The organism is Kocuria sp. MNB10 (assembly GCF_054073685.1).
On record NZ_CM133411.1, the window covers coordinates 2,321,920 to 2,335,710 of the forward strand.

The 13,791-nt window shown below is 71.9% G+C and carries 12 protein-coding genes; 7 read left to right on the forward strand and 5 right to left on the reverse strand.

The window, feature by feature from the left end:
• Nucleotides 1-17 precede the first annotated feature (17 nt).
• Together ACW9PK_RS10555 and ACW9PK_RS10560 are read right to left on the reverse strand one after the other, a co-directional pair.
• A complete protein-coding gene (locus ACW9PK_RS10555; protein ID WP_144998001.1) occupies nucleotides 18-467 on the reverse strand; it encodes an Rv3235 family protein in 450 nt (149 codons plus the stop codon).
• 179 nt (nucleotides 468-646) lie between these two features.
• Nucleotides 647-1,474, reverse strand: a complete 828-nt coding sequence (locus tag ACW9PK_RS10560; RefSeq protein WP_457015813.1) for a LysM peptidoglycan-binding domain-containing protein — start codon at nucleotides 1,472-1,474, stop codon at nucleotides 647-649.
• Nucleotides 1,475-1,652: 178 nt separating this feature from the next.
• On the opposite strand from ACW9PK_RS10560, the gene ACW9PK_RS10565 reads away from it, so the two are divergent.
• A complete protein-coding gene (locus tag ACW9PK_RS10565; protein WP_085107607.1) occupies nucleotides 1,653-2,219 on the forward strand; it encodes a hypothetical protein in 567 nt (188 codons plus the stop codon).
• Between the two features lie 24 nt (nucleotides 2,220-2,243).
• Here the strand turns inward: ACW9PK_RS10565 and ACW9PK_RS10570 are convergent, their stop codons facing one another.
• A complete protein-coding gene (locus ACW9PK_RS10570; RefSeq protein WP_085107605.1) occupies nucleotides 2,244-2,459 on the reverse strand; it encodes a helix-turn-helix domain-containing protein in 216 nt (71 codons plus the stop codon).
• A gap of 227 nt (nucleotides 2,460-2,686) precedes the next feature.
• Between ACW9PK_RS10570 and ACW9PK_RS10575 the strand changes: the two genes are divergently transcribed.
• Genes ACW9PK_RS10575 through ACW9PK_RS10585 form a run of 3 tightly spaced genes read left to right on the forward strand, consistent with a single transcriptional unit; the run spans nucleotide 2,687 to nucleotide 6,540 of the window.
• Nucleotides 2,687-3,349 (forward strand): SAF domain-containing protein, encoded by a 663-nt coding sequence (locus tag ACW9PK_RS10575; RefSeq protein ID WP_121544362.1) that lies wholly within the window; start codon nucleotides 2,687-2,689, stop codon nucleotides 3,347-3,349.
• The gene (locus tag ACW9PK_RS10580; protein ID WP_368844345.1) at nucleotides 3,346-4,935 is read left to right on the forward strand and encodes an AAA family ATPase; all 1,590 of its coding nucleotides are present in this window, start codon (nucleotides 3,346-3,348) and stop codon (nucleotides 4,933-4,935) included. Before ACW9PK_RS10575 ends, ACW9PK_RS10580 begins: the two co-directional genes overlap by 4 nt.
• A 21-nt stretch (nucleotides 4,936-4,956) precedes the next feature.
• The gene (locus tag ACW9PK_RS10585) at nucleotides 4,957-6,540 is read left to right on the forward strand and encodes a sensor histidine kinase (RefSeq protein ID WP_457015815.1); all 1,584 of its coding nucleotides are present in this window, start codon (nucleotides 4,957-4,959) and stop codon (nucleotides 6,538-6,540) included.
• 79 nt (nucleotides 6,541-6,619) lie between these two features.
• On the opposite strand, the gene ACW9PK_RS10590 is transcribed toward ACW9PK_RS10585, so the two are convergent.
• A complete protein-coding gene (locus ACW9PK_RS10590) occupies nucleotides 6,620-6,868 on the reverse strand; it encodes a WhiB family transcriptional regulator (protein WP_019309413.1) in 249 nt (82 codons plus the stop codon).
• A 510-nt stretch (nucleotides 6,869-7,378) separates the two neighbouring features.
• Here ACW9PK_RS10590 and ACW9PK_RS10595 point away from each other — a divergent pair.
• Entirely contained in the window at nucleotides 7,379-7,810 is a 432-nt protein-coding gene (locus ACW9PK_RS10595; RefSeq protein ID WP_085107598.1) for a hypothetical protein, read from the forward strand.
• A 150-nt stretch (nucleotides 7,811-7,960) separates the two neighbouring features.
• Here the strand turns inward: ACW9PK_RS10595 and ACW9PK_RS10600 are convergent, their stop codons facing one another.
• Entirely contained in the window at nucleotides 7,961-12,337 is a 4,377-nt protein-coding gene (locus ACW9PK_RS10600) for an FtsK/SpoIIIE domain-containing protein (protein ID WP_368844347.1), read from the reverse strand.
• Here ACW9PK_RS10600 and ACW9PK_RS10605 point away from each other — a divergent pair.
• A complete protein-coding gene (locus ACW9PK_RS10605; protein WP_368844348.1) occupies nucleotides 12,336-12,509 on the forward strand; it encodes a hypothetical protein in 174 nt (57 codons plus the stop codon). The two genes, ACW9PK_RS10600 and ACW9PK_RS10605, sit on opposite strands and share 2 nt — an antisense overlap.
• Nucleotides 12,510-12,529: 20 nt before the next feature.
• Nucleotides 12,530-13,711 carry a glycosyltransferase family 4 protein gene (locus tag ACW9PK_RS10610; protein ID WP_368844349.1) on the forward strand — a complete coding sequence of 394 codons (1,182 nt, stop codon included), beginning with the start codon at nucleotides 12,530-12,532 and terminating at the stop codon, nucleotides 13,709-13,711.
• The last annotated feature ends 80 nt before the right edge of the window (nucleotides 13,712-13,791 follow it).

Below are 13,791 nucleotides of genomic sequence, written 5' to 3' on the forward strand. Positions count from 1 at the left end.
GACTGGACTCGGCGAGGTCACCCGACCTCCAGATGGGTGACCCGCCACTGCCGCGCGATCCGCTCGATCCGTAACGCCACGGCGCGCGCCCGGGTGGATTCCTCCACCACGAGGGATGCCTCGTAGCACCCGGGGGCTGGGCTGCACACCCGGATCCGCCGGATCCGGGCGGCGCGGTGCACCTCGAACACGGCGGGCCGGTCCGGGCATTGTTCCTGCACGAGCTTGAGCATGGCCGCGCGCTGGGTGAAGCGTTCCACGACCTCAGGCTCCGTCCACCGGGACAGTTGGCTCGCCGGGCGGGTGCCCGCGAGGATCTCCACCGCGGCTTGCCCGATGCTGCGGGCGATCGCGCCGACCCGCTCCATCTCGTTCTTGCCCGTGAGGGCCGCCACCGTGCGGTCCTGGCGCCACGTGTAACCGCCCGCGGGAGTGCGGGGTGCTGATTCGGGGACGGCGATGCTCATGGTGTGCTCCTCGGTGACGAAGGGTGGGCCGGACGGCCCGGGGACGATGGAGAGAGGTTGTGACCCCGCCGCGAGGCGAGTTCCCGACGGTGTTCCGGGGCCCGCGTGGGTCGCGGGCGGGTCCTGAAGTGGCCGTGTTTGGAGTAATGGATCCCAGGGCGGACCCGCCTCGGGCAGACCTATCCGGTGCAGCGCTCCTCGTGCGGTGTGCCCGCCGCATCGAGCAGGTGGGGCGGAACGCGTAACTGGTCCCCGGGGCGGATCAGATCCCCCTGGTGCGCCACGGCGTTCAGCTCGAGCCACGCCGGGAGGTTGTGGCACACGGTGGCGTCCGTGGCCCCCGGCCCCAGCAATTGTTCGGTGAGGTCCCACAGAGTGTCCCCGGCCATCACGGTGAGGACGCCGTTGGAGACGCGCTGCCCAGCGGGCGGGTTGGCCGGCTCGAGCATCGAGGTCGGGGCCTCCGGGGCCCGTACAGGAGCGGCCGTGGATTCGGGGGTCGCTTCCGGGCCGCGCGTCTGCGCTCCGGGTGCGGTGTCGGGAACAGCTTCCTGAACGGATTCCGGCGCGGGGGCGGAGGGCTCCGCGAGCTGCTCGGTACCGGCGGTGGCCGGGGCCCAGAAGGGGTCGAGGGCGGCGTCGTCGGCGTGGGCGGGCGCCACGACCACGAGCTGCACGCCCACGAGGGCGACCGCGGTGCGCGCGACCAGGGTGGGCGTGAGGCGCGTGGCCCACCGCTCCAGGCTGTGCCAGCGCAGTCGCCGGGCCGCCCGGGCGAGGGCGAGCATCACCAGTCCACCGACCCACCACCCGGCCACGGCGAGGCACGCACCCGCCGCGACCACCGCGACCAACAGGTCGGGGTCTTGACCGGATCCTGTGGCGCGCAGAGTCTGCGCATATCCGAGGCCCAGAACCCCCAGCGCCCCGGCCAGCACGGGGACGCCGAGCCACGCGACGGCCAAGCGGGTGCCGGTGGGAGGTGCCGATCGATGGATCGCAGACATCTTTGCCTCCGAATAGTGCTGTTTGATGTCGTTTGACATTTTTAGATCATTCAGCGGTCTCACTCGGCTGTCAATCATCGTTGCAATTGCATTCATGTCGGCATGACATCCGACGCGGAGCCGGCCCCTGCACGCCGTAGCGTGACCTCAGGACCACGAGACCCAAGGACGGTGGCGGATGCGCTGGGACGACCTCTTCGAGGACATGGAGGCCCAACTCGAGCAGGCCAGGGTGCGGCTCGTGGAGCAGGAGGCCGTGGAGACCGCGCGGGCGGAGCTGTCACGGCTCACGCTGCTCGAGCGGCTCGCGGCACACCGCGGCGGTCCCGTGCGGTTGCGCCCAGCGCGCGGTGACACCCTGGAGGGAGAGCTCGCGGACGTGGGCTCCGGCTGGGTCGTGGTGCGCGAGCGGCACCTCCAGCACCTGGTCCCACTGCACAGCGTGGTGTGGTGGGAGGGACTACCGCGTCGCTTCGAAGTGCTCCCGGAACGTTCGACCATCCGCAGGCTCGGCATGGGCCACGTCCTGCGCGCCCTCAGCACCGCGCGCGTGCACGTGCGGGTCGTGCTGCAGGACGAATCCCGTCACGGGGAGATCGAGGGCACGGTGGACGCCGTGGGTCAGGACTTCTTCGACGTCGCGGTGCACCCGCAGGACCAGTTCCGCCGACGCAGCTCGGTCACCGCGGTGCGCACGGTGGGGTTCCATGCCGTGGCGCTGGTCTCGTCCCTCGATGCGGGGTGAGTCGCCCGGCGTCCCAAGGGTGTGTCAGTGCAGGGTGCCCTCACGCACCGCTTGCTCGGTGCGCTCGTAGCCCTGTTGGATGTACTCCTCCAGCTTGACCGTCTCTACGCGCCACTGCCCCCGGCCGCCCACCTGGATCGCGGGAAGCTCCCCCGAACGCACCATGGCACGCGCTTGCGGGACGGAGATCGAGAGGATCTCGGCGACGTCCGCGAGTGTGAGGAATCGCTGCTGGGACATTCCGGACCATCACTTTCTTAGGTGCCGTTGCATGCTGTTTCATCGGGGTTCGCTCGTCATTGTCCCACGTGAGGGGGTAGGTGGCGGGTTATCAACAGGTCCTGGGCGGAATGAACACGTGGCCACCTCCGTCCACAGGTCGTTCGTCACACTTCCCAGCGCGGTGTGCGACGCGGCACACTCGGGTGCAGCCGGCGGGGGCCGGCGCATCACGAAAGGATGTCAGCATGGGGAGCACCGCGGCGCTCGAGCGCTCGGGACGGTCCACGGCCGCACGATTCCGCAAACCGTCCTGGCGGGATCCGCGGCTGCTCGTGGGGCTGCTGCTGGTCCTGCTCTCCGTGCTGGGGGTGACCCTGCTGGTCGCCACGGCCAACCGTACCCAGCCGTACTACGTCGCGGCCAACGACCTCTCCGTGGGGCAACGGATCACGCGGGAGGACCTGGGCACGGTGGACGCACACCTGCAGGATTCCTCCGCGCAGTACGTCCCGGACGGGCAACTGCGGGAGAACGCGGTGGTGACCCAGCGCGTGGCGCGCGGGCAACTCGTGCCGGCTGCGGCGGTGGGCACCGCGGACGAGCTCGACCGCACACCCGTGGGGGTCGCCCTGACCACCCCCATGCCGGCCCAGGCGGAGGCGGGGTCCCACGTGGACGTATGGGTGGCCGAGCCCAAACCCACGGGGCGCGGGTACGGGGCGCCCGAGAAACTCGTCACGGGCGCGGAAATCGCGCGCGTGGACACCAAGGACACGGCGCTTGGCGGTAACGCCTCGGCCACGGTCTACGTGCTCGTCACGCAGGCCCAGGTGGGTCCGCTCGTGGACGCGCTCGGCAACGACGCCAAGGTGACCCTGGTGCTCAACACGGCGGGTTCCGGCTCGTGAGTATCTCAGTCGTGACGCTCGGGACGAGCACGTGGCCGCTCGTGGACCGGCTCGAACGGTTGCACGGGGACGTCACGGTGGTGCGGCGCTGTCTGGACCTCGCCGAACTGCTCGCGTGCGCCCACACCCGCATGGCCCACGTGGCGCTCGTCGCGGAGGGCGCCGAGGAGCTCACCGCGAGCCTGCTCGATCAACTCGAGACCGACGACCTGCGGGTCCTGGTGGTCGAGGGACACGACGAGTCCCGCGTGCAGCGTCTGGGTGTCGGCAGCGTGCCCCCGGACGCCACCGGGGAGGAACTCGCCCGGATCATCACCCGCGCGATGCTCGGTCCCGCGCGCTCGCCGTCGTCGGTGCGTGACGACGGCGCTGCGGCGCCCGGCGAACGCCCGGCACCCGGGCGCGGGGCGGCATCGAAGGGAGCGACGTCGAACGGCGCGGCGGCGACTGATGCGCCCTCGGACGGGCCGGCATCGCACGAAGACGCAGCCGGGCGAGCCTTGGACCGAGCAATCACGGATTCCGAAGCCTCCCCGGACAGCGCCCCCGGGGAAGGGCGCATCGGCCCCGACGGCGCCGGACTCGGCTCGGGATCCGCCGTATCCGCTGGGTCATCGGGCGATCCCGCGACGGCGCATGACCCCGACGAGTCGGACGCCCTCGACGATGCCGAAGCCTGCCGGTTGATCGCCGTGTGGGGACCGGCCGGAGCGCCCGGCCGCACGGTCACCTCGCTCAATCTCGCGGCGGAACTCGCCCTGCTCGGGCGGCGTGTGCTGCTCGTGGACGCGGACACCTATGCCGCCTCGGTCGCGGCGAGCCTCGGGATGCTGGACGAAGCCGCGGGGCTGGCGCAGGCCTGCCGGCTCGCCGACCAGGCGCGGCTGGACCGGGAGGGACTGCGACGCTGCGCGAGCACGGTGTCCGTCGCGGGCGCCTCGCTGGACGTGCTGACCGGGATCACCCGCTACGACCGCTGGCCCGAGATCCGGGGTTCTGCCCTGGACCTCGTGCTCGACCGCGCCCGGGAGGACTACGACGCCGTGGTCGTGGACACCGCCTCCGGCCTCGAGTCCGACGAGGAGATCAGCTCCGATTTCATGGCCCCGCGGCGCAACGCCGGGACGTTGACCGCGGTCGCGGCCGCGGACGTCGTGATCGCACTCGGGGCAGCGGATACCCTCGGCGTCCCGCGGCTCGTCAAGGCTCTGCCGGACCTGCTGGACGCGGCGCCGGACGCGCGCATCGTCGTCGTCATGAACAAACTGCGCGCCGCCGCCACCGGTCGCTCCGCGGCCGAGTCCGTGCGGGAGGCCTGGGAGCGTTTCTCGCCCGGGTACCCCGTGGCCCACACCCTCTCGTGGGACGCCAAGACGTGCGACGACGCCCTGCTCGCCGGCGCCGTACTCGCGGAGACCGCGCCGCGCAGCGCGCTACGCCACGAGATGAGTGCGCTCGCGGAGCTCGTGCGGCGGATGCGCGAGCCCGACGCACACGGAGGCGCGGCGGAACCCGTGGGCGCGGGAGCGGGTCCGGCGGGGACTAGGCTGGGGCGTCGGATGGGCGCGTGGTTGCGCCGCGGTTGAGCATTGGAAAGCGAGCGTTCCATGGCCTTCACGGATCCGTTGCGATCTGTCCCGGACTTCGACGCCGGGGACGCCGAGTGGCTGCACCTGCTCGTGGGGGACTGGCAGATGGTCGCGGACCTGGGCTTCGGGGACCTGCTGTTGTGCTTCCCCGCGGACGTGATCCCCGCCGCCGAGAGCCCCACGGGGGATCCGATTCCGGGCGAGGGCAGCGAGTTCCTCGTGCTGGCGCATGCCCGGCCCACCACGGGCCCCACCGCTTACCAGAAGGACATGGTGGGGGAGGTCGTGGGTGGCGAGGCCGCGTTCACACTGCGCAGGGCGTGGGTGGACCGGCGGATCGAACGGGCCGGTCCATCGGAATGGTCGAGCCTCGCGTCGCGGTCGGTCACCCTCGTGCCGCTCGTGCGCAACAACCGCACGATCGCCGTCGTCAGTCTCACCGCGGACCCCCAGCACGACCGCTTGCCGTCCCGCATGGAACTCGTATACCACGAGCTGGCCTCTGCCCTGCTGCGCATGGCGAACCAGGGGACGTGGCCGGATTTCGCGGTGCGCACCGATTCCCGCCGCGGCGCCCCGCGCGTGGGGGACGGCATCATGCGGCTCAACGCCGAGGGAACCGTGGAGTTCTGTTCCCCCAACGGTCTGTCCACGTTCCGGCGGCTGGGTCTGGCGGGGGACATCACGGGGCAGAACCTGTTGCACGTGGCACGTCAGTTGCCCCTGACCGCCCCTGGCGTGGACGAGACCCTGGCGCCCGTGCTCGCGGGGACCATGCCGTGGCGCGCAGAACTCGCCACCGGCAAGGCCTCGGCCACGCTGCGTGCGATCCCGCTGCGGGAGGGCCCGGAACGCACCGGGGCGCTGTTGCTGTGCCGGGACGTCACGGAACTGCGGCGCCGAGACCTGCAGCTCGTCTCCAAGGACGCGACGATCCGGGAGATCCACCACCGGGTCAAGAACAACCTGCAGACGGTCTCCGCCCTCCTGCGTCTGCAGTCCCGGCGTATGCATTCCGACGAGGGACGCAACGGCCTGCAGCAGGCCATGCGGCGCGTGAGTGCGATCGCGCGCGTGCACGAGTCCCTGTCCCACGAGATCTCGGAGGACGTGGACTTCGACGACCTCATCCGCCACCAGGTCAAACTCGCGGTGGAAACCGCCTCCGCGGGCCAGCACGTGCGCACCCGGGTCAGCGGCCGGTTCGGTCGGTTGCCGTCCAAGAGTGCGACGTCCGTGGCCCTCGTGGTCAACGAGATCGTGGCCAACGCCGTGGGGCACGGGCTCAAGGACCGGGACGGCACCGTGGAACTCGCGGTGACGCACCGGCAGGACGAGGTCACGGACGCGGGAGAGAGGTACCGCGTCGTCGAGATCGCGATCAACGACGACGGGCGCGGCATGGGGGACGCCGTGATCGAGGAATCCGGTGTGGACGCCTACCGCCCACCCGCGGAGGGCGAGGGACTCGGGATGCAGATCGTGCGCACGCTCGTGGCCGGTGAGCTGCAGGGCGGCATCCGGTGGCAACCCGCTGACGGGGGTGGGACGAGCGTGATCATCACCGCCCGGTTCCCGCAGGCGACGTCCGGGCGCTCCTGACACGCCCAGCCGGCCGCGGACGACGGCGGCCCGTGACCCGCTCGTGGGAGCAGGTCACGGGCCGCCGTGGGGAACGGACTCAGGAGGCGCGGCGGGCGCGGGCGGCGCGGCGCTTCAACGCACGCCGTTCGTCCTCGCTCATACCGCCCCACACACCGGCGTCCTGACCGGATTCGAGGGCCCACTGCAGGCACGTGTCCATGACCTCGCACGTGCGGCACACGGCCTTGGCTTCTTCGATCTGCAACAGGGCGGGGCCGGTGTTGCCCACCGGGAAGAACAGTTCGGGATCCTTTTCGAGGCAAGCTGCGCGACTACGCCAATCCATGACGGCACGGCTCCTTTCGGGTTCGTGGGTGCGGGCCCGTGCGCATCCCAAGCAGTGCGGCAGCGAGCCGCATCGCGGATTTTCGGGGGGAATGACACACAGAAAAGGCCCGTGAATGTCGGGCCCTGGGGATTCTGCCCATTATTTTCCCACGTAAACACACAGTAAACAAGAGTGTGAGCGCTATATCACATCCCAAGGCGCCCCTCGCAACGATTGCCGCCGGATGTCCGTGCGCGAGGCCGGCCCCTGTACCGGCGACTGGGACCCACCGATGAGACGGACCCGTGGGACCGGTTGCTCGGGCCGCTGCCCGCGCGGCCGACGGCCGGCATCGGTGGCCGGGACCGAGTGTTAGGACCGGTCTCCCGAATGAGCCGTCGGCACCGACCGGTGGCATCGGCCGCCGGCATCAGCGGACGGGACAGGTTCCCGGCAGCCGTCACCGACCGCGGGCCGATGCGGTCACTACAGTGGGAGTGCTCCCGTTCCCGCCGAAAGGTTTTCCGCATGGCCGCCCCGGATCGTCGTACCGCCCCCGGAGCCGCGAGCTCCCGGCCCTGGACCGCATCCGTGATCACCGTGCTGGTGGCGTTGGAGGGTGCGGCATTGCTCGCGGTTGCCGTGGGCCTGGTCGTCTCCCTGTTCTCCGTGCATGTCCTACCCATGGCGGGGATCATCTTCGCGACCGTGGTGCTCGCCGCGGGTGCGTTGTGGCTCGGCGCGGCGGCCCGCGGGACCTGGCGAGGTTTACGCTGGCCGCGCGCCGCGGTCCTGGTGTCTCAAGCGTTCTTGTTGATCGTCGGACTGTCCTTCCTGCAGCTCACCATGGGCTTCTGGGGGATCGTGGTCGCGGCGATCGCGGTGGTCACCGTCCTGTGCTTGTTCGCACCGCGCACCGTCGCCTGGATGCATCGCACCCACGACGACGTCGCTCGCTGACCTCGCGGGACCTCCCGCGGAGCACGCCGGGACCTCAGGCACCGATGCTCGCGCGAGCCGGCAGTGATGGCGTCCACCGCAACGGCCCCCGGGTGACCGAACGGTTGCGGGGCGTGGCCCGCCGAACGGGGCCGAGCGTCGTCGTACCTCTCACCCTGTGACCGCCTGCGCGGGCGCGGGCAGCTGCACCGGTTCCGCGAGGCCGCGGTGCACCCAGACCGCGCGGCCGGGCGGCCCGCCCAGCGCAAGGCCCGTGAGGGACACGCCGAACACGTCACCGTCGAACACCCGCCGTGGACGCACCAGGAGCGTGTCCGCGTGCTGTCGCCACGCGAGTAGCGGGGGAAAGGTCCCCGCGAGCGCATCCGTGAGGCGCACGCCCACGATCATTCGTGCCCCGGGCTGGGCCGAGGCGGTGGCTGAGCTGTCCGCCGCCTGGTGGGACTCGACCGGGGAAGCATGCGCGGACCACGCGGTGGCCAGTGCCCGGAGGACATCGGAGGTGAGGTGGTCCGCGTCGTCGATCACGATCGTGGCCGACCGATCAGCTGACCTGGCGGCGTGCAGGAGCTCCTCGGCCTCGGCTGCGGTGCTGGGGGAGCCGGCGAATACGAGATGTCCAGGCCCGCCGTCTCCGGATGCGCGTGCAGCCAACCCGGAACGGGCGGCGTCGAGGAACGTGGATCGCCCCGACCGCGCCGGGCCGGCGACGATCAGGGTCGAACCGGGACCCCACGGGTGAACGGCGCATTGCCCGTCCCGCGTGACACCCAGCACCAAGCCGGCCACGGGCCGATCGGGGACATGCCACACGGTGGGCAAGGGGAAGGACGTGGGCCACGGGTTCGCCGTCTGGTGCGTCGGGCCGTCGGTGCGCCGTGCGTCCGGGGAATCCTGGGACGCGGCGGCGAGTGCACCCGCAGGTTCATCGGGCCGTGGCGGGACGAGCCGGGCATCCCGGAGGTCCGTGGGCACGGTGGGCCCGGGCGGGGCACTGTGGGCGACCGCGGGCGCATCGGGTCCGAGCCCCCCGGCGAGCTGGACGACCGCGAGGTGCCCCGAAGAATCTTCCGCGCCCCACGGCGTGCAGCGGGCGGCCATCGGGCCCGCGAGGGCGGCTCGCTCGGGATGCGGCGTGAACGGGGGCAGGCGGGGCCACTGCGCGAGGGCGTCGTTGCTCTGTCCTTGTGGGAAGTACAAGCGGTTGGAGCCGAGGTGGGACGCGCGTCCCGCAACCAGTGCGCGATCCCCCGCGACCACGCAGGACAACCCTCGGGACGCACCCGTGGCCATGAGGGACACCAGCTCGTCCTCCAGGTACGCCCACGTGCTCGCACGCAGGACCTGGCAACAGCGATCCCAGTCGTCGACGGCGAGGACGGCGCGTGACGGGGGGTCCCTGGGAACGGTGGACGCGTGCTCGAGACCCTCGTGGAGTTGTCGCACCAGGTGGGCCACGTCCCCGGGCTGGTCCGCACGGGCGCAGCCGCGGACGGCGGGGTGCAGGGGCCGACCGTCCGCCGTGGTGAGCCCCTCCACGGCCTGGCCCGAGGCGGTAAGGACGTACACCGCCACCCCCGTGTGTGCCTGGTCCGTGGCGGTCGGGATCCGGATGTGGGCGCAGCGCCGCAGCACGTCGCGCAGCCCCTTGCGCGTGGCCTCGGGGTGTCCGATCAGCAACAGTGGCCCGTCCTGCCACGGGTGCCACGAGACCCGCCCGCACCAGTGGGCCGCCGGATTCTCCCCGGCACCCAGATCCACCTCGTCACCGTCGGTGCGCACCGCGGGCACGTGGCGGGGCAGGGGCGGTGGGACAGCGGCGTCGGCGGGAACGCGAGACGATGCCATATCAGCGGAGGTGGGCGGCGGATACCCGTGCCAGGCGCGGGAGACGTCGCGCACCGCGGCGGTGACCCCGGCTTCCCGCTCCGAGGACGCGGTGAGGCGGACGCGCCCGGTTCCCGCAGCGGGCGGGCTCGGAAGGGGTCCGGGATCGAAATGAAGCACCAGGGGCTCGGGCCGCGGTGGGATCATGCGGGTCAGGACCGCCGCCTGCACCTCCACGGGCGGGCCGTCCCCGCGGTCCAGGAACCCGCGGCCCGGGATGCCCGGGGCGATGCGGGCCGCCGCGGCGGTTCCGAGTACGTCCATCGACTCCTGATCACTGCGCACCCGCAGACACAGTGCCTGGGTGATGTTGGCGCGCACGTCCGCGCTCAATGCACCCTGGGGACGCTGGGTCGCGAGCACGAGGTGCACACCGAGGGAACGGCCCACCGCGGCAATCACCGCGAGCTGTTGCCCCGCATCCGGGAAGGCATCCGTGAGCATCCTGGCCTCGTCCACCACGACCACGAGCTCCCGTAGGGGAAGTGCACCGCTCGCGGCGCACCGTAGCTGCGCCATATCACTGAGCCCGAGGGAGCACAGGACCCGCTCGCGGCGCTGCACCTCGGAGCGTAGGAAGGCCAGGGCGCGGCGGACCTCGTCGGGTCCCAGGTCCGTGAGCAGGGTCGTAACGTGCGGTAGCCCCGTCAGTGGGGCCAGGGCCGCCCCGCCCTTGAAGTCGATGAACACGAATTCCAGGCGCTCGGGTGGGAATGCGTGTGCGAGCCCCGTGACGAGGGTGCGCAGCACTTCCGACTTCCCGCATCCCGTGGTGCCCGCGACGAGCAGGTGCGGGTTCTCGTCGTCGAGCCGGACGACCTCCGGCCCCGCGGATGACACGCCGAACACCGCGGCCAGCGCTACGTTCGACGTCGCGGGTTGGGGACGAGCGGCGGACCCGCCACGGCACGTGCCGACGAGCGAGGTGGAGGTCGGACCGAGGTGCGCGGCCACCAGCTCGTGCGAGCCGACGCGGCGAGGCAGTGGCCCACCGTGAGCGCCTCCCGCGGCTCGTCGCCACGCGCGGATCGCCGCCTCTGCGGTGTCGAAGGTCACGGTGTCCGGCGTGAACGCGAGGTGCGTCCCGCGCCCGGTCTCCGCAAGCCCCGGAACGGCATGGACCACTCGGCTGCTGAGCCGCAGGCCGTCCGGTCCCGCGGTGACGACGGTGTCCCCGGGGGCACCCTCCGGGTCTGCCGTCACGATGATGCGAAGCGTCCCGGGCGTGGCCGGCGCGGTGGCGGCCCACGCCGGTGTCACGACCTCCAGCGCGACGTCCCGGTCCGGTGAAGAGGCCGTGGGATTCTCGCGGGGTGCTGCGAGCAGATCGTGGGCCACGGGCGGGCGCCACGTGATGCCCGGGGAGACGCGCAATGCGGCGAGCGCCGCGGGCCCCGTGAACAACTGCACGGCCAGGGCATGGAGAACACCCTCCGCGCGTTCCCGGTCGAGAACCAGGGTCAGGCTGCCGATCTCCGCCAGATCCAGTAACACGGGAGCGTGGGAATGGAATGCCGCGCGAGGCGCCGTCGCACGGTCACCGACGATGTGCGCGGACCGTGCCGCGTGACCCAGCCGGACCCACCGACGTGTCCGCTCAGCAGGGGCGCCGATCCGTCCGGGCGTTGTGGCGTCATGGGACAGTGCGGTGGCCGGGCGGGGTCCGCCGCCGTCACTCTGGGACGGGCTGCGCACCGCCCGGCCGCGCGCCACGATCTCCGCGGCCGACGGCGCCGCCTTCTCACAGCGGCGCAGGTCCCGTTGGAGTGCCGCGGCCAGGCGACGTCGATGATCGCGCCGAGCGCCGCGCTCGCCGAACCAACCCACCGCGGACGTGACCGCACCAAGGGCACTGAAGACCAGGAAGAACCACCAGTGGGTGACCACCGCGATACCGATCCCGGCCAGGAGGGGGAGCAGACCCGCGATCAGGGCGATCCGGGACTTCCCGACCGCGGGGGAGTCCACACGCAAGGGGTGGGCCGGATCCGCCTCTTGGGCGGTGAATCCTGCCGGGGGCACCGCCGGATCCGGCCAGGCCAGGTCCTCGGTGTGCGCCGGGGGGAACGAGACCCGCAGGGTGCACGCGCGACCGTCCGCCCGCACGCGGACCCGGTCGCCGTGCCGCAGTGCTGCGCCTCCCGGGAGCACCCGCAGGCCCACGTCATCCATGATCAGGGTCGGGTGGGCGGGGTCTTTCCGTAGCTGCGACGCGGGGAGTGATCGTGGCTCGTGGGGCGTGAGGGCGAGCTGATGCGTTCCGCGGGCCAGCGGGAGGCGCGTTCCCACCCCGACGCCCTCCACGGCCACGAGATACGCGGTCTCCTGTGAATCCGCGAGCGGCACGACCGGGGATGGGGGACCCGGCGTCGAGGCCCGATCGGGCCCGGCCGGCACGTCCGCGTCGTCGTGACTCCGTGCCTCCGGGGTCAGGACCACCGTGGCACCATCCGTCAGGGGCGGGGTGCCCACGCGCGCGGCCGCGAGATCGACGCCCGAGACCATGGCGGTGCACGGCGTCCCCAGGAGTCGGGCGAGTTCGGCGTGCAGGTCCGCCCCGCGCGCACCTGATGCGGCGGTGAGGTGCGCGGTGTGGACCACGCCGGAACCGGCCCACGTGATCCGGAGACTCAACTGCATGACAGCACTTCACCCGCTGGTGACCGCCCGCGGCGAGGACACGTGCCGCCGTGTGGATCCGCGCGGCGCGGGGGAGTACAAGGGCTCGCTCGTGCAGTGGGCTCACCGCGGGCCGATCTTCCCACCGAACGCCCATGCACGCGCCGTGGACGCGGTCCGGAGTGGGGCGTGAATCATGAGACAGTAAAGGCCATGAGACCCCGCAAGGTTGTCATCGTCAGCCGAATCTTCCTCCCCGAACCGGCGGCCGCGTCCTTCCGTCTGGCCGCCCTGGCCAGGGGCTTCGCCGCAGAGGGGGCCGACGTCACGGTCCTGACCACGAACCCGCCCCGCGCCATGGCTGCGGCCACCGTGGACGAGCCGTACCGCATCGTGCGGGTCCCCGTTCTGCGGGACAGCGAGGACTACGTCCGCGGCGTGGCCCAGTACCTGAGTTTCGACGTCCAGGCCTTCGCCCGCCTCCTCACCATGAACGCGGACATCGTGGTGAGCGAACCACCCCCCACCACGGGACTCGCGGTGTGGCTGTCGAGTGCACTGCGGCGTCGTCCGTACATCTGGTACAACCCGGACGTGTGGACCTCCGCGACCCTGAACATGGACGTCCCCTCGGTGGTGACGCAGCTGATGCGCGTTGCGGAGACCGTGTCCGCCCGGCGCGCCGGCGGTGTGATCACGGTGTCCGAGTCGATGGGCGAGGAACTGCGCCGCGTGACCGGGGTCGGGCGGGACAAGATGTTCCTCGCCGAGAACGGGATCGACACCGACACCTTCACCGCGGACGGCCCCGCCGAACCGTGGCACGGACCGTATTTCGTGTACGCGGGGTCCGTGTCCGAATGGCAGGGTATGGACATCTTCATCGAGGCGCTCGCCCGGATCCTGCCGCGCCACCCCGGGGTGACCCTGCACGTCCTGGGGCGCGGGTCGGACCTCACCCGCGTCCAGGGGGTCGCCGCGCGGCTGGCCCCGGACAACGTCGTGTTCCACGGCGTGCAGCCCCCGGCGCGCACCGCGGCGTTCCTGCGGGGTGCCGTGGCCGCCCTCGCCTCCGTCATCCCGCACACCGGGTACGACTTCTCCAAGCCCACCAAGCTCTATGCGGCCGCCGCGTGCGGCACACCGTCCATCTACGCCGGGGTGGGCGCGGGTGCCCGCCTCGTGTCCGAGAACCGGTTGGGAACGCCCGTGGAGTTCACCCCCGAGGCGGTCGCGGACGCCATGGAACGCGCGCTCGACGACGCCCGCTCGGGTGAGCGCGAGGGCGCGCGTGAGCGCCGTCGGACGTGGGCCCGGGAGAACGCATCGCTCGCGGCGTCGGGGCGAGCCGCCGCCGCGTGGGTGCTCAGCGGCTTCACCCGGGACGCCCGCTGAACGCGGAGCGCGCGCCGCGCTGTGCGGGTCACACAGGGCGCACGGGGTGGTGTCCGGTATTTTTAGGCCAGACGATGTCC

Excerpts from the sequence above, each read along its gene's own strand:
- ACW9PK_RS10555 (WP_144998001.1), bottom strand. The coding sequence starts at position 467 with ATGAGCATCGCCGTCCCCGAATCAGCACCCCGCACTCCCGCGGGCGGT.
- ACW9PK_RS10560 (WP_457015813.1), bottom strand. The coding sequence starts at position 1,474 with ATGTCTGCGATCCATCGATCGGCACCTCCCACCGGCACCCGCTTGGCC.
- ACW9PK_RS10565 (WP_085107607.1), top strand. The coding sequence starts at position 1,653 with ATGCGCTGGGACGACCTCTTCGAGGACATGGAGGCCCAACTCGAGCAG.
- ACW9PK_RS10570 (WP_085107605.1), bottom strand. The coding sequence starts at position 2,459 with ATGTCCCAGCAGCGATTCCTCACACTCGCGGACGTCGCCGAGATCCTC.
- ACW9PK_RS10575 (WP_121544362.1), top strand. The coding sequence starts at position 2,687 with ATGGGGAGCACCGCGGCGCTCGAGCGCTCGGGACGGTCCACGGCCGCA.
- ACW9PK_RS10585 (WP_457015815.1), top strand. The coding sequence starts at position 4,957 with ATGGCCTTCACGGATCCGTTGCGATCTGTCCCGGACTTCGACGCCGGG.
- ACW9PK_RS10590 (WP_019309413.1), bottom strand. The coding sequence starts at position 6,868 with ATGGATTGGCGTAGTCGCGCAGCTTGCCTCGAAAAGGATCCCGAACTG.
- ACW9PK_RS10595 (WP_085107598.1), top strand. The coding sequence starts at position 7,379 with ATGGCCGCCCCGGATCGTCGTACCGCCCCCGGAGCCGCGAGCTCCCGG.
- ACW9PK_RS10605 (WP_368844348.1), top strand. The coding sequence starts at position 12,336 with ATGACAGCACTTCACCCGCTGGTGACCGCCCGCGGCGAGGACACGTGC.
- ACW9PK_RS10600 (WP_368844347.1), bottom strand. The coding sequence starts at position 12,337 with ATGCAGTTGAGTCTCCGGATCACGTGGGCCGGTTCCGGCGTGGTCCAC.
- ACW9PK_RS10610 (WP_368844349.1), top strand. The coding sequence starts at position 12,530 with ATGAGACCCCGCAAGGTTGTCATCGTCAGCCGAATCTTCCTCCCCGAA.